This window comes from Chloroflexota bacterium (genome assembly GCA_016197225.1).
GTDB lineage: Bacteria > Chloroflexota > Anaerolineae > Anaerolineales > VGOW01 > VGOW01.
In genome coordinates, this window is the sequence record JACPWC010000024.1 from 25,767 (window position 1) to 45,074 (window position 19,308).

The window sequence follows — 19,308 nt, forward strand, 5'->3', positions numbered from 1 at the left end:
CGCAGATTTCGCAGATGAACGCAGATAAAAAGATGCCAGCAAAAATCTGCGCGAAGCGTCTGCGTTTATCTGCGTCCAGTACTTGGCCTGAATAGCTACAGTCGGTGAAGTATAATCTTTGACGTTTGTCGTTTCACTCCCACACCTCCACACTCCCAAACTCAAATGCCTCACCTCATCCAACTCCCCACCCCCTTCCCGGTCGGCCCGGTGAATGTTTACCTGCTCGAAGGAGAACCGCTCACATTGATTGACTGCGGCCCCAAGCACCCCGAGACACTGGCCGCGCTCGAAGCCGGGCTGGCCGAACACGGCCATCGCCTCGAAGACATCCGCCAACTGATCATCACTCACCACCACATGGATCACGTCGGGCTGGCGAAAACCGTCGTCGAGCGTTCGGGCGCAAGCCTGCTCACCCATCCCTTCAACGTCCCCTACTTTGCAGATTACGAAGCCGAGCGCAAACGCCATCTGCCTTTCTAGAATCGGCTTGACGTACCAGAAGTCCACGTCCCACTTCTCCGTCTTGGCGAACAATTTCACTCCGTCGAACCGCCGACGCACGTTGGCCCATTCCAGCGGCGAAACCAATCGTTGGGCCCCATACGAAAGCTCCGCCCGCGCCCGAAGCGTCTGGTTGAATACATCCATCACATGAAGCGCATGGCGGCCCTCAAGCCGGTCATCACCTACCCCGGCCACGGCGAGCCGGTACACGACGTGCCCGCCCTGGTTCGCAAGCGGGTGGCCTTCCACCGCCGCCGCGCCGACAAAATCCACGACGTGCTTTGCGCTGGGCAACTCACGCTGTGGGAGCTTACCCGGCCCATCTTTCCCAAATTGAAGCGCGGGATGGATTATTTTCTGGCGCTGTCTGAGATTGTGGGGCATTTGGATATTTTGGTGGACGAGGGGCGAGTGGCGGCGAGTGAGGATGGAACGGTGGTGAAGTGGAGGGCGTCTTGAAGGTTCTTTCGAGAGCAGAGGTGAAGGAGGGTGGATTAGATTTTGCCCCTCCCCCACCCGGCTTGCGCTACAACGAAACTCTCCCTTTCAGCAATACGCCATACGCTTTACGCTATAATCCCTCTCATGTCTTCCGAAGACCCCACCCAGCCGTCACAATCGCAAAAGCCCGAGCCGCCCGACGAATTCGCGACGGTAAAGCTTCCTCCCGCCGCCGACCAACCGACTACTCGACTACCCGACCAGCCGTCCACCAAAACCGAGCCGCCCAAACTCCCGCCCGTCTCGCCCAAAGTCAACCTCGATCCCAGCGGCATGCCCCTGCCCAGCCGCGTGCCAGAGCGCGACTCGCACGCCACTCGCGTTCAACGCCGGATTGTAGCCGGTGAGCTAGCTACGAACACCCAACCACCTATCCACCCAACCACCAAAACCTCCCCTCACCGCCGCCAAGCCAGAAAAGTTTTTCGCGCGATTACCGTGATCGCCCTCGGCCTGGCCGCCCTCGGCGTCATCGCCGTGGCCGCCGTTGCCTCTTATGGCGTTTACGAATACAGCCGCATCGCCCGCACTCTGCCCGACCCCGGCGATCTGGCCGACCGCGCCTCGTCGTTCGAGTCCACGTATATTTATGATGCTGGCGGCAACCTGCTTTACGAGATCAACGACCCCAACAAAGGCCGCCGCACCCACGTCCCGCTCGATCAAATCTCGCCCTACCTCATCGCCGCCACTATCGCCACCGAAGACCGTGATTACTACAACCACCCCGGCTTCGACGTCGTCGCCATTCTCAAGGCGGTGTATCGCGCTTATCGCTCCGGCGGTGAGTTAGCAGGCGCGTCTACGATCACCCAACAAATCACCCGCGCCCTGTACTTCCGGCTGGCCGATTGCGACAAGCCCGACGCCGAAGTGGCCTGTTACGAGAAATCCTTCGAGCGCAAACTGCGCGAGATCGTCCTCGCTTCTGAAATCAACCGCCGCTACACAAAAGAGCAAGTGCTGGAGCTTTACCTCAACGAAATCTATTACGGCAATCTGGCTTACGGCATCGAAGCCGCCGCCAAGACTTACTTCAACAAAGACGCCAAAGACCTGACACTCGGCGAAGCGGCATTTCTGGCCGGCCTGCCACAGTCGCCCGCCATCTACGACGTTTACACCGATCCCGAAACGGTGTTCGCCCGGCAGAAGCAAGTGCTGATTTTGATGGTCCAGGCCAGCGGCGACTGCGCCGCCACCGGCGGCATCATCGTGAGAACCGCGCCCGATCAGGAGCAGTCCATTTGCGTCACTAATGAAGACGCCGTGAGCGCCATTCTCGACATCACCCAAAACCGCGCGTTCACCGCACCCACCATTGACGCTAAATATCCGCACTGGGTCAACTACATTCGCTACTTGCTCGAAGGCCAGGACGGCGAGAATGCCCAGGCGCTTTATCGTTCGGGCTATCGCGTCTACACCACTCTCAACCCGGCCTTGCAGGATTTGGCCGAGGCTGAAGTGAAAGCGCAGGTGGATTCGCTGGCGGCATCCAATGTGACCGACGGGGCGCTGGTCGCCATTGATCCGGCCAGCGGCCATATTCTGGCGATGGTCGGGTCGAACGATTATGCCGATCCGGTTGACGGGCAGATCAACATGGCAATCCGCCCGCGTCAACCCGGCTCTTCTATAAAAACGTTGACCTACGCCGCCGCCTTTCAAAAAGGGTGGACGCCCGCCACCCTGCTCTGGGACGTGCCGACGAAATTTCCCGACGGCGCGAACCCGCCTTACGAACCCAAAAACTACGACGATCGTTTTCACGGCCCGGTGCGCGTGCGCGACGCGCTGGCGAACTCGTACAACATTCCGGCAGTCAAGGCGCTCGAATTCGTCGGCGTGTACGACGACCCGGCCACGCCTGAACGCGAAGGTCTCATCGCCTTTGCCGAGTCGCTGGGCATCACAACGTTGACTCGGAATGACTACGGCCTGGCCCTGACTCTCGGCGGCGGCGAAGTGACTCCGCTTGAGATGACGGGCGCGTACGCCACACTTGCCAACAACGGTCAGCGAGTCTTTCCGATTGCCATCACTCGCATCACCTATCCTTCAGGCGCAACCGTGTGTGAGCAACCCACCCGGCCCGACGAAGTGAAAACGGGAGAGGACGGAACACCGCTCCCCACCTGCCAGGCGGTTCCCCCGAATTGGGGCGCACAGATCGTCCGCCCCGATCACGCCTTCCTCATCTCCGACATCCTGGCCGACAATCACGCCCGTTCACTCGCCTTCGGCCCCAATTCAACTCTGCATCTTTCTTTCTCTGCCGCCGTCAAAACCGGCACGACGAACGACTACCGCGACAACTGGACGGTGGGCTACACGCCGAACCTGGCAGTGGGCGTGTGGGTGGGCAACGCCGACTTCACGCCGATGGCGCAAGGCGTGAGCGGCGTGACTGGCGCCGGCCCCATCTGGCACAACGTCATGGAGGGCGCGTGGGCGGCGCTCGGCACACAGCCGGCGCTCTTCACCCAACCGCAGAGCGCGACCATTGCCAACATTTGCGCGGCGACGGGTGCAGCTGAAAATGATTACTGCAAAGTGATCGTTGACCCGAAGCGGCCCAACGACCCGCCGGTGCGCTCCGAATTTTTTGCCGCCGGTCAGCCGCCTCTGCCAGCCGACCGCGATCTCGTCGTCAAACTTTTCCTCGACAAGTTCTCCGGCCTGCGCGCCAGCGAGGCCTGCAACGCCAAAAACCCTGAGACGGCTGAAGAGAAAACTGTCGTCAACATTAGCGATCCGTTTGCGTTGGAGTGGCTGGAGAAAAACGAGCAGGGGCAAAAGTGGGCGGCCATTTTCGGAATCACCTTCCCCATCACACCCGCGCCGACTGCCTTCTGCGACGACAAAGCGGCGCGGGCAGTCGCCATCATCACCTCGCCTTCCGAGAATCAAACGCTGGATGGTGTAATTGATGTGTTCGGTATTGCCAACGTCGCCAACGGCGAATTTGATCACTACACGGTGGACTACGGCCTCGGCCACGACCCCGGCGGCTGGGGATTTGTGAGCGGCGACGTGCCTAACCCGGTGGCTGAAAACGGCCTGTTGGCGAAGTGGGACCTGGCGTCACTGCCTGACGGCCCGGCCACGATTCGCGTCGTCCTCTACGACAAGGCCGGGCACACCTCCGAGTTCCGCGTCCGCGTTTTTGTTGCCCACCCGACGGCGACGCCTCTGCCGCCCAGCGACACGCCGCAACCCACCAACACGCCCGCGCCCTCGTCAACCAGCGCGCCTACGAATACACCGCTCCCGACCGCTAGCGCGACGAGCGCGCCCGCGACCGATACGCCGACGGCAACACCCGAAACGCCAACCGCTAGCGCGACAGCGACCACTGAACTGCCAACCGACACTCCGACACCCGAACCGCCAACGGCGACGCCTGAAACACCGACGGTCGCGCCAACGCCATAGTAAGCAGAAAGCAGAAGGCAGTAAGCAGTAGGCAGTAGGCAGATCACAGTTTCATCCACCACTTTTCTCAAAAAAGAGATGTCATCATGTTAAATGAAGTCGGCAGAATGTTGGGCGCGATGATAGCTCACCCCGAAAAATTCGCTCCAGCCCATAAAGGCTAACTGCCCACTGCCTTCTGCCCACTACCCACTGCCTCCCGCAATGTCCCGCTCCCAACTCATCCGCCGCGTTCTGTTCATCATCCTCCTGCTTAACATACTGGTCACAGTCGTCAAGCTCATCGTCGGCTTCGCCACCGGCGCGCTCTCGGTCCTCGCCGACGGCTTCCACTCGATCATCGACTCGTCGTCCAACATCATCGGCCTGGCCGGGCTGTGGATCGCCTCTCGCCCGCCCGACGACAACCACCCTTACGGCCACCGCAAATACGAAAGCATCGCCACCTTCGCCATCGGCGGCATGCTCCTGCTCGTCTCCTGGGAGATCGTCCAGGGCATCGTCGAGCGGCTGACCACGCGCACCACGCCCAACATCTCCCCGCTCGACATCGCCATCATGGCCGCAACGTTCTTCGTCAATCTGGCCGTCGTCACTTATGAGACCCGGCAGGGCAAGGCTCTCAAATCCGACATCCTGCTGGCCGACGCCGCCCACACCCGGACCGATCTCTTCGTCACCGTCTCAGTCGTCGTCTCGCTCATCGCCGCCCGCTTCGGCATGGCCTGGGTGGATATTGTGGTGGCCGCCGGTGTAGTGGTGCTGATCGTCCGGGTGGCCTTCAGCATCGTCCGCCAAACGTCTGCCGTGCTCACCGACGCGCTGGTGATTGACCCGCAATTGATCGAGAAGACCGCCGCTGTTGTGCCCGGCGTGCAACACGTCCATCGCGCCCGTTCGCGGGGCAGCAGTGACGCCGCTTACGTGGACGTGCACGTGAGAGTTGACCCAGCCATGTCTACCGTGCAGGCACATGCCATTGCCAGCGAAGTGGAGCGGCGCTTGAAGGGCGACCTGCCCAACATCGTGGATGCTATCGTCCACATCGAGCCATACAAGCCGCCCGTGCTGTCCGAGTGGCAAGCCATTACCACCCGCGCCCGCGCCGAAGCCGACGCGCTCGGCATCGGCATTCACGATTTGCATGTGCATGAAGAAACGTCGGGCGGCTATACGCTTGAAATGCACGTCGAAGTTCCTGAGCATCTCTCGCTGGGCGAGGCTCACGGCATCGCCAACAATCTCGAAACCCGCATCCGCGAGGCCATCCCGCGTGTGATCGGCGTTACCACGCACCTCGAGCCGCTCCGCGCTACCGTCCCCGGCGAAGAAGGCCGGTACGAAATTCAGTTTGACGCCCTCGCCGACCAGATCGCCGCCGTCGCCAACGCCATCTCCGGCCCTGGCACGGCCCACGACATTCAACTCCATCACGTGGACGGCCATCTCACCACCTCCATTCACCTCACCCTGCCCGCCTCTCAACCCCTCACCGAAGCCCACGCCCTGGCCGAAGAAGTGGAGCGGCGGGTCACGACCGAGCTACTGCAAATCAAGCGCGTCGTCGTCCACGTCGAACCACCCGAAGGATGAAGCTCAACCTTTTGTCATTTGCCATTTGCCATTCGCCATTTGTCATTTGCCATTTGTCATTCGCCATTTGTCATTTGTGATTTGCCATTTGCCATTCGCCATTTGTCATTTGTCATTTGCCATTTGCCATTTGTCATTCGCCATTCGTCCTTTATAATTCGCCCCGTGCCTCTCACCATCCACACTCTCTCCACCATCGCCGAGCGAATTGATCAGCCCTTCTCGCTGGTTTCATTGGGCCTGGTGGGCAGTATTGGCGTGCATTTATATATGGCTCAGGGCGAGATTGACTGGCACAAGCACATTGACGAAGACGAGTTGTTCTTCGTCCACAATGGGGCTATTGAATTGAATACCGAGTTGGGGAGCACGGTGCTGTACAGCGAAGAGGCCATGCTGGTGCCAAAAGGAGTCGGCCACCAGTCCAAGTCGGCCTTGCGCTCGGTCATCCTTCTCTTTCGCCAGCAAATCATGCCGGAGCGCAGAAACGGCCACCGCAACTACCTGGTGACTGGCGACGAAGCGCCGCTGGCGAAGGCTCGCCTGGGCAACATGGCGGCCCGGTTCACCCTGCCGTTTGAGCCTCAGAATGCGGCAATGCTGGAAGGCCACCGGCTCTCGGCGTTTATGGCCCGCGACTTTGGCCCGGCAGAAGTGGCCCGGCCCGGCGGGACGCTACTCTATACCATGCGCGGCTCGGCCAGCGTTGAACTGGAGTCGGGTGGGGCGCGTCTAGAGGCCGGCCAACTCACCATCATCCCTTCAGGGGTGGGTTATAAAATCCATTCGGCCAAACCGGCCATCCTCGTCAGATTCGAGCGCGATTAGAGAAAGGATGAACGCTTCGCGTGAATTATGAAGGATGAAAACCAGGCTCTTCATCCTTCTTCCTTCCTCCTGCCTCTTTCATCCTTCTTACGGGTCGGTTGCCCCCAACCCGTCGGCCAAGCCCAGCAGGATCAACTCTACTTCATCCAAGCTTTGCGCCAGCGGTGTGTCCGTCAATTCGATGCTGATCGGAACATCGAATTGAACCGGGACATTGGCGGCGATGGGAATCGTTTGCTTGATCGGCACTTCCACCGTCAGGCTGATGGGAATGCGGGTGGAGATGGGCACTTCGATGGTGCGCCGGCCAATGAGGGGAAACTGAATCGGCACACTGACCGTCGTGCTGATGGGGATAGTTTCACTGATGGGAACCTGAACGGTGAAATCAATGGGCACGTTGGCCGCAATCGGCAGGTCTTCGTCAATATTCACGGCATAGTCGAAGCGGCTGGATTTTAGATCGTCCACCATGCCCGCCGCCTCGGCAAAAGCCTGCCCGGCCTGCCGCCGCACCGACAGCAAGGTATTGATGACGATGAGGTTGAGAAGCAAAGATGTAACGGCAATCACCCATAACAGAATTTGGCTCCACGGACGTTTGTTGGTGGGTTCAGACACGACAAGTCTCCTTGAGAATTACAACAGCGGCAACTGCTCCGAGCCTTGATCCACAATCGGATCGAGGCCGAGGGCGGAAAGGAAGGCGGCGCGGTCGAGGTTGGGTTTCTCCAGCAGGCGGCGCACGTGCCGGAACTTGAGAAAGAGCCAGCCACCGGCATCCACCGCCTGGCGCAAGTGCGCGTCGCGCCCCAGCTTGTGCTGGATCAGCCCGGCCCGCCCGCCAGGGATCACCATCACCTGCCGGGCGCGGGTGGGCGGCGGCAGAATGTGGCGGGCCACTGCCGCCGTGTCGGAGATGATGAAACGAAATGAGGTCAATTCAGAGTCGGCATCGAGCCAATTAATCTCAACCGCGCCGGTTTTCACTTCATAGCCCAAACGCTGGCCGAGCGATTTTAGCTCGGTGGACATGCGTTCGTAGTCGTCGGCGCGAGCCATCGGTTCATCTTCGGGGCGGAAGTGCCAGACGCCGTCTTTCTCCACGCCGTAGGATTCCAGGCAACGCCGAAAGAAGGCCGAGCCGGGCGTGAGCAGGCCGGGGAACTCGGTGCACAAATGACGCTCCAGCGTTGTGGTATCGGGGTGTTGCCCTTCCGGCATGTCGGCCAGGGCGTGGGCAACTTCGCGCTCCACCCGGTCGGCGAGCGGGTCAGCCGCTCCTTCCGAGTCGGCCAACCACCAGCGCCCGGCGCGAGGCGAGTCGGCTTCTGATTCTTCAACGCCCACGTGAATCAATTGTGGCGAGTTTACACAACCGGCCTCAATCGCTTCGGTGACCACGTCGAGCGGCTCGGTGGCGCTTTCTTCGACAGCGATGCGAAGCAAGTGCTCCTGAGAAAACGCCACAAAGGCCGCGCCGGAAATGGTGGCCCAGCGCACCGGCTCACCGCGCTGGCGCATTACCTCAAGAGCCGCCGCCTCGGCGCGCAGGCGCAGGGTTGTGGTAAGTTTGCCTGGCGGCTCGACGGTGAGTTGATCAGGTTGAAACGTGAACTGCGCTTCGGCCGGCTCGGCGCGAATGGCGTGATGGATAAGTGAGAAGCTGGCGGCGTCGGCGGCGGTGAGGGCCGCGCCCACAAAGCCAGGGTCGGCCTCCGGCAGGAGCACGACAAAACGACCGCCGCGAGTGATCACTTTATGGCTGGCGCTGAAACCGGCGCGCAGGGCTTGTTCGTGCCACGACCAGTCGTAACGCTTGCGGCTGATGAATTTTTTCAACGGTTTGGCCGCCTCCTGCTCCCAAAGCCAGGCCGCCCAGATCGCCGTTAGAATCCAAAGCACGGCGTTCGGGCGCGGCAGGGCCGTGATCATGAACGGGGCGCACTTCGGCGGCACCAGGCCGGAGGCGTTGAGGTCGCGCATCGTGCCTTCAAACATGGCGACGGCGGGATTGGGCTTGTTCATCAGGTCGGGCACGGAGACGGTTGAAAGTCCGGTGGCGGCTTCCCCCTGGAAAGCGCCGTCTGAGGCGGATCGTTCCAGAGTCAGCCACAGATTCTTTTCACGAAAGCGAGTGTGCGGTTTGAGGGTGCGCGGTCGAACGCCATCGAGCGAGGAGCCTTCGTCGTAAGCCATGAGCAACAGCAGGTCGAGGGCGCGGCGTTCGGGCGGGTGGAGGGTTAGCCCGCCAGACTTGTAAGTGAGAGTGAAGATGGCATGCAGGGCGCGGGCCGTGTAGGTCTCGAGGGCGTCAGCTACAATCTGGCGGTCGGGGTCGTCGGGCGAGGCGGCGCGATCCAGCGCCCAGAAGTAATGTGGGCCGCGCTTGCCGTCCGGCGCGTAGCGGGCGGCAAGTTCGGCGTCAGCCGGGTCGGTCGGGCGAGTCTTGTCTTCGCCGCAGGTCGGGCAATGATAAAATTTTTCGGCCAGCGCCTCTTTTTCCCAGGTGAAGAAATCCACTTCAACCGCATGGCCGCAATCGGGGCAAGTGGAGCGATAGAGATTCCGAAGATACTCTTCGAGACGGGTCTTGACGATGAGGGTGTCGGCCAGGCGGGTGAGGGCCAGCTTGAGGATTTTGACCGGAACCGGATCAATGGCGGCCATGAGGGCCAGCCGCAGAACCGGATTGTTGTTGACCAACAGAACTCGACGACCAGCGCGGGCCAGCTCCAGGGCGGCGCGCGGCGACTGGGCAAAGGGATCGATCACCAGGTCGCCTGGGGCGCTGTGTTGATCGCCATAAACAGCCATGATGCCATCGTCCAGCGGCGGCAGGTGGCGAGTGAGAGGAAACGGTGTGGCCGGGTAGCCGGGGATGAACATGGTAGGATTATAGTTAAGGCTGAGAAGTAGGACAAGCCGACACTTTTAGACACGGCGTGTTTTTTTTGAAACAAGCCGTGTCTGCAGCCAAGCCAAAGGACTGACGGATGACGACGAGACTTGAAGCAGTGGAAGCGTTACGGCCCCGGCTGGCGCTGGGGCCGGCGGCGACAATTGAGCAGCTTGCCGAATTTATCGCCGGGCGAACCGGCGTGGACGTGGCAACCTCTCAGGCCGTGTTGGCCGAACTGAGTGAGGCCGTGATCTTTTTTGCCCGGCAAGGCCGGCCAGTGACGATTGACGGGTTGAGTACTTATTCGCCGTCCATAGATTTGAGCGGGGAGTTCGACTGCACCGGGCGGCTCGACCGTAAAATTGTGCTAGCCCTCAACCAACCGGAGAGCTACAGCGGCGAGATCGCCAACCGCGAGAATATTGGCAAGGCCACTGCCGAACTGGCCGCGTTATGGGACCAAGCCCACCCGGAAGACAAAGTGAGATAAAGAAAACTTCCGAAGTTTGTTTAGACTTCGGAAGTTTTAGAAAAGGTTGCGCCTTTGATTAAGGCTTCTTCTCTCCGGGTTTGAGAAGCAACTCCACAGCCTGATCTACCAGTTTCAACGCCACATTCTGTTGGAAGCCGGCCAACCAGCCCAGAATGTAGAGAAGGTAAACGGCACTGCCACCCGCCGTGCTTCCGCCGCTCAAGGTGAAAATGCCGATTTGAGCGACCATCACCACAAACACGCCCATCACTGCCCCCATCAACGGGCTGGTGATGTACCACAACAGATGTTGTCGGTCGAAGTCCTGTTTGCTGACGTGGGCGGCGAGCGAGAAAATGGATTTTGAAACCCCGCCCAGGCCTCCGGAAATGATCGTCACCCAGATCGTCAGAACCAACGTCGGCGTGAGCAAAGTATCACCGATGGCAAAACGCTGGGCAATTGCGCTACCCGACACCACGCCCAAAGCCAGCAACACCAGCCAGGCAATATCGTAAACCACCAAAAACCAGCCATAACTGTACGACCAGCGGCGGACGCGGCCGGAATAAAGTATGTCCGCCTCAACTTCCACCACGTAACGCACAGCGTCTTCATAATTTCTGCGCCCACCTAAAAGCAGGTTGCGGGCCGCTTTCAAGTTTTCAAGGTTAGCGGTGCGCTGGTGCGGCAAACTGCTGTCGTCGCTGACGGCTTGCTTCTCGGCATTGTCAATGCGTTGCCACAATTGATCAACGCGCTCGTCGGTGATCAACTTCTCCACCATCGACTCTTCTTCCATAACAGGCGGCATTGCATACTCACCTTTGCCCGGTTGCGCGGCGCCCACACCTTCATTCAGCCGGCCGGCGTCCTGGGTGGAAAAATCATCGGGTGTTGTAGAGACGGGTTGAGCAACGGCAAAATCGGAGGCGACAGACGGTAACGCAGGTTGCGTCGAAGCAAATGGATTGTATGGCTGAAAGCCGGCGGCAGGCGCTGGTGGGGCAACCGTCTCTGGCGGAGGTGAAGCCTCGCCGCGCGCGGCGCCCGTTTCACTTGAACTGGTGGGGGTTGTCTCAGCCATTGTTATCCTCTCCGGGAGCGTCACAGGCGCAACGTCGGGCATTGCGGGCGCGGTTGGCTCAACGGCTGGCATGGCGGCCACAGCCTCAGCCACCGCGTCTGGCATTTGCGCTTCGGTGGAAGTGATGGGCTGATCGTCAAGCACAGCTTCTGCTTCGGCGGCTGGGGCGTCGGCTACAAAATCTGGCATGGGCGATTCAGCAGAGATGATGGGCTGATCGTCGTCAATCACTGCCTCGGCAGTTGCCGTTGGTTCAATGGCCGACGCAGTTGGCTCAACCATCGCCTCGTCCATTTTGCCGGTGATGCGGCGCGGCGGCGCGTTGGCCGACATGGACGGTTGAGGAGGAAGTGAAGGCCCAACCGGTTCACCGTCGCCCATCCCCGGAATCTTATTACGATCGTCATGGTGGCTGGGGAAGCGGGCCGCGAGGTCTTCCGGAGTCAAGTCCATCGGCTCGTCGCCAATTGCGCCCATCGGGGCCGGGTCTGGCCGGGCAAAGCGCGCAACGAGGTCTGCCGGGGAGAGGTCTTGCGGCTCATCGGCTGGGATGGCTCCGGTTTTTGCCATTGGCTCACGATCTTTGTTGCGGTCAAAGGGGTTGCCCTGGGGCGGCAAAAGAATCTCTCGCCCTTTGCCGAGGATGTTGGCTTCATCGCTCATGGTGAATAACCTCCGCTAGTTGCCGGTAGGCTCTGGCCGCGGCGCTGTTGGGTTGGTAAGCCAGCAGGGTCTTTCGCACCACTGGCGCTTCGGCCACAGCATCTTCGTCGGGGATGACGAAATCGAATACTTTGTCTTCAAACACGCTTCGCAGTTCGGCGACCACCTGCCGCGAGTGGTCGGAATGTTCGCGGTACATGGTCGCCAGCACGCCCAGCAGGTCGAGGCCGGGATTCATCTTTTTGTGGACGAGCCACACGGTTTCGAGCAGGGCGCGCACACTGCGCATGGAAAGGAACTGGCACTGGACCGGGATGAGGAGTTCCTGGGCCGAAACCAGGGCGTTGACTGTGAGCAGGCCGAGGCTGGGCGGGGTGTCGAAGAGGATGTAGTCAATAGGCGCGCGATTGCGGGCCAGCGCGTCACGCAAACGAAAGGCGGCGTTGGGCGCGCCGGCCATCATTAGTTCGGCAGCGGCCAGGTCTACACTGCCGGGCAGGATGTGCAGGTTGGGCCGCACGGTTCGCAGGCAGGCGGCCACCGAGGTGTTGTCTCTACTCAGCAAAGTGTAGGCTGTGCGGGTGAGGTTGTAAGGGTCAAGGTTGCAGGAGGCGGTGAGGGCGGCCTGAGGGTCGAGGTCTACAACCAATACCTGCGCCCCGAGTTCGGCCAGCGCCGCGCCAAGATTGATTACGGTGGTGGTTTTGCCCACCCCCCCTTTTTGATTGGCAACCGCAATCTGTCGTGGCATTGGCGGTGAGTATAGCATGAAGAATGGACAATGCACAATTCACAATGAGCATCACCTCTCTTCCAAACACTTCTCTTCACCTGGCGTGGCAGTCGCCGCCAACGAATCAGGGGTTGATCAGAATCGAAATTGCTTAGGGCAGCACGTTATGGCGGTGTTTGGAACCACCTTACGCTTGACCATTGGCTAGATGAAAACTGGCCCAACGACGAAGCGCCGCCGGTAGCACGCACACGCCAGTAATAGGTTTCGCCTGCTACCAACGGCAAGCCAGGCGTGTGCTGTGAAACGGCCGCTCGCCCACTCTGCCCCCGGCCAAGCACATTGACAAAGTCAAGATCGGTTGCGATTTGCACTTCGTAATACGTCGGCGCTGGAGACGAATCCGCCCAATCCAGAGTTGGGGTGAGGTTCATCACCAGTGCGCCATTTCCGGGCGCTTGCAGGATTGGCACACTTGGCGGGTTGGCGGTGTTGAAATGCCGTTGGCGCGACCAATTGCCCGGCCCGTGCTGGGTGTTGCCCCGAACGCGCCAAAACAGTGTGACACCGCGCGGCAGATCAGCCGTCATCGTGTAAGCCGACGGCGAGAGATTCAGGTTGTTCACCAACGTTGTGAAGTTGGGATCGGTTGCAATTTGCAGGGTGTAGGAGGTGGCTCCGGTCACTTGAACCCAATCGAACAGAGGGCGCAAGCTTTGCGGCTGGCCGAAATTGCCAGGGAAGCTGGTTTCCGGCGGGGCCAGAGCCGTGCGAAAGACGCGAGTTGCCGACCAGAGGCTATATTGCCCAGCTTCATTGAACAAGCGAGCACGCCAGTAATAAAGAGCGTTTGGATTAAGCGAAGTAGAGGGCGTGAACGCCGAGGCGGCGATTGTCTGGGTTGTAATTGGCGCAGAGAAATCGGGGCCATCATCAACTTGCACTTCGTAGTGATCCGGCGCGGGCGTCGAGTCGCCCCAGTCCAGCATAGGCGTGTAGGTCATTGTCAAAGCATTGTTTGTAGGCGAAAGCAAAGTGGGCGGCGAGCCAACTATCCAAACGACATCTGTGGGCGTTGTGCGCAAAATGAACCCGCCTTCGCCGAGTTGGCCGTACGTATTCCTCCCCCAGCACTTGATCCCGCCACCGGCAATCAAAGCGCAGGTGTGCCAGTGCCCTGCGGCGGCGGCCATAACATTGCTCGTCAATCCATTCACGTTGACGGGGATAGCACGGTTTATCATCGTCGCGCCGTCGCCAAGCTGGCCGTAGTAATCATATCCCCAGCACTTAAGCCCGCCGCTGGTATTCAGGGCGCAGGTGTGATATTGCCCGGCGGTCATGGCCGTGACGCCGCTTGCCAGGCCATTCACATTCACCGGTGTGGTCTGATCTGTGTACGTGCCATCGCCAAGTTGACCGGAGAAGTTGCTCCCCCAACATTTGACTGCGCCAGAAACAGTTAATGCGCAAGTGTGACCGCCGCCTGTCGCAATGGCGGTCACCCCGCTCGTCAATCCACTCACATCCACCGGAGTATATTGTCGTGTAGTTGTGCCATCGCCGAGTTGGCCGTAGTTGTTCTCACCCCAACATTTGACGCCGCCAACGTCGGTCAGCGCACAAGCATGATATAAACCGCCAGTGATGGCCGCGACCCCACCCGTCAGACCGTTCACGTCCAACGGCGTTAAACCGCCTAAACTCGGACCGACGCCAAGCTGGCCATAAGTATTATTCCCCCAGCATTTAACCCCGCCAACATCGGTCAGAGCACACGTATGAAACCCGCCTGTTGCAACGGCGACGACTCCGTTCGTTAACCCGCTTACATTCACTGGCGTGAGTTGACTTGTGGTTGTGCCGTCACCAAGCTGACCGAAGTCGTTCAACCCCCAGCACTTGACGCCGCCTCCACTGGTCAGGGCGCAAGTGTGATATGAACCTTCAGCAATGGCCGCAACTCCACTCGTTAATCCGCTCACATCCGTTGGCACTGCGCGAGCGGTTTTCGTGCCGTCGCCAAGCTGGCCATAGAGGCTATTTCCCCAACACTTAGCTCCGCCGCCGCTCGTCAGAGCGCAAGTATTCAAATAATTCGCGGCAATATCTGTCACCCCGCTTGTCAGCCCGCTCACATCCACCGGGGTGAGTCGCTCCAGGATTCTGTCAGTGCCTAGCTGGCCATGTCCATCCCATCCCCAGCATTTAACCTCGCTCCCGGCGAGCAAAGCGCAGGTGTGCGAGTCGCCCAGATCAATGGTCGCCACCCCGCTTGTCAACCCGCTTACATTGACAGGCATGGATTGGTTGACAACCGTGCCATCGCCAAGCTGGCCGTAGTCATTTTTCCCCCAGCATTTGACCCCGCCCCCGGCGAGCAGGGCGCAAGTGTGATAACTACCGGCAGCAATTTCTGCAACCCCGCTTGTCAATCCATTGACATCTACAGATGTAAGCTGGTTGGTGGTTGTGCCATCACCAACTTGGCCCTCAATGTTCCTGCCCCAACACTTGACGCCGTTTCCAGTTGTCAGGGCGCAAGTATGATAGTCACCCGCCGAAATTGCTGCGACTCCGCCCGTCAATCCACTGACATCCACGGGTGTGGGGCGATAAGTCGTTGTGCCATCGCCAAGCGCGCCCCAGCCGTTATAGCCCCAACATTTGGCCCCGCCTCCCGTCAGGACGGCGCAGGTGTGTAACCCGCCTGCGGATATAGCTGTAACGCCACTTGTTAGCCCGCTTACGGTTACTGGCGTGGCGCGATTTGTAGTCGTGCCATCGCCAAGCTGGCCTTGACCGTTGAGGCCCCAGCATTTGACCCCGCCTTCGGTAGTCAGGACGCAGGTATGCCAACTACCGGCGGCAATGGCCGCGACTCCGTTTGTCAACCCGCTCACATTTACGGGTGTGGTGCGATCTATATTTCCCCCGTCGCCGACGGAGCTTTTTTGTCCCCAACACTTGACCCCGCCGCCAGTGGTCAAGGCACAGCTATGAAAGCCGCCAGCGGAAATGGCCGCCACCCCGCTTGTCAACCCAATCACGTCTACTGGTGTAGAACGCTCAATCGTTGTGCCATCGCCAAGCTGACCAGAGTCATTCCTGCCCCAACACTTGACCCCGCCCCCCGTCGTCAGAGCACAGGTATGCCAGCCGCCCGCAGAAACCGCCGCGATGGATGGGCTGACTAACGACGATTCACTTGCCAGGCGACCAACCCTTCGCGAAGGCAAGCGAGCAGACTCGCCTGAGCCTTCGGAGAACCCCGAAAGAGCAAAGGCCGGTGTAGTGAGAGGGGACAAGGCGATGGAGATGGCAAACAGGCAACTTGAGAAGAATCGAAGTGACGCGCGAAGATGAATGGTCATTACGCAACCTCCAGCAAAGGGCGATTGGGGAACTATGGCAGGCAGTGTACACCGTTCCGCGCTGAGGTGTAAATACTATACAGCCATAGGCGTTTGTAACGAATGTGGATGCTTTGCTTGGGCGAATCGCGCGAATCCGCCTTCTGGATTCCCCAACCCTCTGTGGTATAATCCCGCCCGAAGTAGGACGACACAATTCACTTGCAGTAACTTGCGGCCCACTGAGGCCGTACTTTTTTGAAGGGTAGAAACAGAAATGCCAAAGCGAACCTATCAGCCTAAAATCCGCCGCCGCGCCCGCGTGCACGGCTTCCGCGCCCGCATGAAAACCGCCGACGGACGCAAGGTGCTCAAAGCCCGCCGGGCCAGAGGCCGGTGGCAGTTGGCCGTCAAGCGCGTGCATCTCAAGAAGGTTAACTGGAACGAAACCAAAGGCAGTAACAGCAACGTTTAAAGCTGTCAGCTTTTAGCGGTCAGCATTCAGCCGCAACTGGTGCAAACCGCCGCTGGTTGAACGCTGAATGCTCACTCTCAAAACGAGTCAAGATTTTCAGCGGGTGCGCCGCGAAGGTCGTTCATGGGGTCACCCGCTGATTGTTTTAATAGCCTGCCCTAATGATCAATCCAACATCCGGGTTGGCATTGCGGCAGGCAAAAATGTAGGAAACGCAGTCGCCCGCAACCGGGCCAAGCGGCGTTTACGCTCGGCGTTGCGGCAGGCCGAAGCGCAACTTGCGCCAGGCTGGGACGTGGTACTCATCGCCCGCCCGCCTCTGGTCAAAGCCAGATGGCCGGACGTGACCGAAGCCCTGGCTCAACTCATGCGCCGGGCCAAACTACTGCGCGGGAGTGAAGGATGAAGAAAGTTGCTCTTGGCCTGATCCGCTTTTACAAGCGCTTCATCTCGCCGATGTTGCCGCCGTCGTGTATTTATCACCCCACCTGTTCAGAATATACTTATCAGGCGATTGATAAATACGGCATTCTGCGCGGCAGTTGGCTCGGCTTCAGGCGCATCTTGCGCTGTCATCCATTTGCGCGGGGCGGCTACGACCCTGTGCCATGACTGCGAATCTATAGGGGCGAAGCATTCGGAAGATGATCTCGCAGTTCATCAAGATACTGCCCCGAATGCTTCGCCCCTACGAATGAATAATGGTTATAAGGAGTAGCTGGTCCCAATGAACACTACCTATCGCCGCCTGGCGATCTTGATGATTTTGTTATCGGTCGTGCTAGCCGCCTGCGGCGCCGCTCCATCCCAATCGTGGCCCGGCCTTACCGCCTCCGGCGACACCGCCTACGTTGCCTTCAACACCAACGTCTACGCCGTCAACACTGCCAACGGTGTCAAGCGTTGGCAATTCCCTGCTGAAAACGATAGCAAAATCAGCCAATTTTTCTCCGACCCGGTGTTGGCTGGTGACATCCTGATTGTCACCTCTTTCAACAAATCGGTTTACGCACTTGACGCGGCCACCGGAACTCAAAAATGGAAATGGCCTTCCCAAGTTGCTACGAAAGACTTTTTACAGATTATCATAGACGTTTTCACAAGCCCGAAAGCAAAACCGGAGGATGGCTCAACCGATCGCCTCATCGCGCCTGCCGCTGTGTTCGGCGAAACCGTTTACGTCGCCTCAGCCGACAACAATCTGTACGCCCTTGATTTGAATGGCAATTTCAAGTGGGCCTTCGCCGCCACGAACAGCCTTTGGGCCGCGCCCCTGCCCACTGAAGAAGTGGTGTACGTGCCCTCGATGGATCACAATTTGTATGCCGTGGATGCCGTCTCTGGAAAACAACTCTGGTCGGTGCTATTGAACGGGGCGCTGGCAGGGACGCCGGTGCTGGATGGTGAGCAGTTGTACGTGGGCACGCTGAGCGACACTCTTTACGCCCTCAACCCCAGCACAGGCCGCGAGCTTTGGACGGTGAAAGCCTCGGGCTGGGTGTGGGCCAAACCAGTGGTTGACGGCGGCACCTTGTACTTTGCCGATCTGGATGGGACGGTGTACTCGGTCAATACCGCCGAAGGCCGCGTCAACTGGCAAGTCCCGCTCGACGGCTCGATTCGCGGCACGCCCGTCCTGATTGACGGCAAGCTGGTGGTGTCAACCGACAAGCAGGGTACAATATACGCGCTCAACGCCGCCGACGGCTCCCTTGCCTGGCCGCAAGGGAAAGTGCTCGACGAAAATAACGCCGATCGCCTCTTGGCGAACCTGGTTGTTCTGGATGATAAAGTTCTGATCGCGCCGCTGGCGGCGAAAAATCTCTTGTATGCTCTAAACCCTGGCGACGGCTCGGTGCTGTGGTTCTTTGATCCAAAAGCGAAGTAAGGGAATACTATGTGGGACACGTTCATCATCAATCCGTTCACCAACGCGCTCTTGTTGCTCTACACCTGGGTGGGCAACAACTTCACCCTGGCTATTGTCCTCTTCACGATTGCCGTCCGCCTGATCACCGTGCCGCTCACGATGTCGAGCCAGAAGAATTCACAGCGCATGGCGGCCATGCAGCCGCAAATCAAGGAACTACAAGAGAAGTATAAGGACCAGCCGGAGAAACTCCAGACCGAATTGACTGCCCTGGGTTACAACCCGATGACGATGGTGGGCGGGTGTTTGCCAATGTTTCTGCAGTTTCCAATCATGATCGGCCTGTACCGATCCATCACCCACGTGATGGCCGTTTCGCCGCTGTCGTTGGTGGATTTGTATCACGCCATCTACCCGGTCTTCCCAAATCTTGACAAACTGGTCCCGGTCAACAGCCATTTTCTCTGGCTCAACCTGGCCCTACCCGATCCAATTTATATTTTGCCGGCGCTGGTCTTCGCCACCACCTGGCTCTCGCAAAAACTGATTACCCCGCCCCCCCAACCCGGGGCCGACACCGGCCAGGCCGCCGAGATGACCAAGACCATGGGTATCACCATGTCGGTCATGTTTGGCTTCATGTCTTTGCAATTCGCTTCGGGCCTGTCCATTTACTTCATTGTGTCGAACCTGGTGAGCATGGTGCAGTACCCGTTGACGAACGATCAACAGCGGGCGCGCTTGCTGGCTTTTTTGCGGCGTGAGCCGCTGCCGGCCATTGCCGCTCCCGCCTCAGCCGCCAAGAGCGGCAAACCCGCCGTGAAAACAAGCGGCAAATCGTCAAAAGCCGCCAGAGCCGCCAAAGCCGGCGCCAAAAAATAGA

15 protein-coding genes and 1 pseudogene are annotated in these 19,308 nt (G+C 59.4%); 10 read left to right on the top strand and 6 right to left on the bottom strand.

Annotated elements, in window-relative coordinates; all coding sequences use genetic code 11:
- Positions 1 to 165 precede the first annotated feature (165 nt).
- The gene (locus HYZ49_04650; GenBank protein ID MBI3241566.1) at positions 166 to 486 is read left to right on the top strand and encodes an MBL fold metallo-hydrolase; all 321 of its coding nucleotides are present in this window, start codon (positions 166 to 168) and stop codon (positions 484 to 486) included.
- 42 nt (positions 487 to 528) lie between these two features.
- Here the strand turns inward: HYZ49_04650 and HYZ49_04655 are convergent.
- A pseudogene (locus tag HYZ49_04655) lies at positions 529 to 894 on the bottom strand (hypothetical protein).
- Between the two features lie 201 nt (positions 895 to 1,095).
- Between HYZ49_04655 and HYZ49_04660 the strand changes: the two are divergent.
- From HYZ49_04660 to HYZ49_04670, 3 genes are all read left to right on the top strand, one after another.
- A complete protein-coding gene (locus HYZ49_04660; GenBank protein ID MBI3241567.1) occupies positions 1,096 to 4,449 on the top strand; it encodes a transglycosylase domain-containing protein in 3,354 nt (1,117 codons plus the stop codon).
- Between the two features lie 204 nt (positions 4,450 to 4,653).
- Entirely contained in the window at positions 4,654 to 6,042 is a 1,389-nt protein-coding gene (locus HYZ49_04665) for a cation-efflux pump (GenBank protein MBI3241568.1), read from the top strand.
- A gap of 165 nt (positions 6,043 to 6,207) precedes the next feature.
- Positions 6,208 to 6,870: a hypothetical protein gene (locus HYZ49_04670; GenBank protein MBI3241569.1), complete on the top strand. Its 663-nt coding sequence runs from the start codon at positions 6,208 to 6,210 to the stop codon at positions 6,868 to 6,870.
- 87 nt (positions 6,871 to 6,957) lie between these two features.
- Here HYZ49_04670 and HYZ49_04675 read toward each other — a convergent pair whose 3' ends face one another.
- A complete protein-coding gene (locus HYZ49_04675) occupies positions 6,958 to 7,491 on the bottom strand; it encodes a hypothetical protein (GenBank protein MBI3241570.1) in 534 nt (177 codons plus the stop codon).
- 18 nt (positions 7,492 to 7,509) lie between these two features.
- Positions 7,510 to 9,759, bottom strand: coding sequence for a hypothetical protein (locus tag HYZ49_04680; protein ID MBI3241571.1), 2,250 nt, complete (start codon positions 9,757 to 9,759; stop codon positions 7,510 to 7,512).
- 107 nt (positions 9,760 to 9,866) lie between these two features.
- Here HYZ49_04680 and HYZ49_04685 point away from each other — a divergent pair, with 107 nt between their 5' ends.
- A complete protein-coding gene (locus HYZ49_04685; protein ID MBI3241572.1) occupies positions 9,867 to 10,262 on the top strand; it encodes a hypothetical protein in 396 nt (131 codons plus the stop codon).
- Between the two features lie 58 nt (positions 10,263 to 10,320).
- Here the strand turns inward: HYZ49_04685 and HYZ49_04690 are convergent, their stop codons facing one another.
- The 3 genes from HYZ49_04690 to HYZ49_04700 form a co-directional block, all read right to left on the bottom strand.
- Positions 10,321 to 11,994: a hypothetical protein gene (locus tag HYZ49_04690; protein MBI3241573.1), complete on the bottom strand. Its 1,674-nt coding sequence runs from the start codon at positions 11,992 to 11,994 to the stop codon at positions 10,321 to 10,323.
- Positions 11,984 to 12,745 (bottom strand): ParA family protein, encoded by a 762-nt coding sequence (locus tag HYZ49_04695; GenBank protein ID MBI3241574.1) that lies wholly within the window; start codon positions 12,743 to 12,745, stop codon positions 11,984 to 11,986. The genes HYZ49_04690 and HYZ49_04695 overlap by 11 nt, the downstream gene beginning before the upstream one ends.
- Before the next feature lie 146 nt (positions 12,746 to 12,891).
- Entirely contained in the window at positions 12,892 to 16,101 is a 3,210-nt protein-coding gene (locus HYZ49_04700; GenBank protein MBI3241575.1) for a hypothetical protein, read from the bottom strand.
- A gap of 256 nt (positions 16,102 to 16,357) precedes the next feature.
- Here HYZ49_04700 and rpmH point away from each other — a divergent pair, with 256 nt between their 5' ends.
- From rpmH to HYZ49_04725, 5 genes are all read left to right on the top strand, one after another.
- Positions 16,358 to 16,555 (top strand): 50S ribosomal protein L34, encoded by a 198-nt coding sequence (gene rpmH / locus HYZ49_04705; GenBank protein MBI3241576.1) that lies wholly within the window; start codon positions 16,358 to 16,360, stop codon positions 16,553 to 16,555.
- 67 nt (positions 16,556 to 16,622) lie between these two features.
- On the top strand, positions 16,623 to 16,961 hold the full coding sequence (gene rnpA / locus HYZ49_04710) for a ribonuclease P protein component (protein MBI3241577.1): 339 nt from the start codon (positions 16,623 to 16,625) through the stop codon (positions 16,959 to 16,961).
- Positions 16,958 to 17,167, top strand: coding sequence for a membrane protein insertion efficiency factor YidD (yidD, locus tag HYZ49_04715; GenBank protein MBI3241578.1), 210 nt, complete (start codon positions 16,958 to 16,960; stop codon positions 17,165 to 17,167). Before rnpA ends, yidD begins: the two co-directional genes overlap by 4 nt.
- A 115-nt stretch (positions 17,168 to 17,282) precedes the next feature.
- Positions 17,283 to 18,443, top strand: coding sequence for a PQQ-binding-like beta-propeller repeat protein (locus tag HYZ49_04720; protein ID MBI3241579.1), 1,161 nt, complete (start codon positions 17,283 to 17,285; stop codon positions 18,441 to 18,443).
- A 9-nt stretch (positions 18,444 to 18,452) separates the two neighbouring features.
- Positions 18,453 to 19,307 (top strand): membrane protein insertase YidC, encoded by an 855-nt coding sequence (locus HYZ49_04725; protein MBI3241580.1) that lies wholly within the window; start codon positions 18,453 to 18,455, stop codon positions 19,305 to 19,307.
- The last annotated feature ends 1 nt before the right edge of the window (position 19,308 follow it).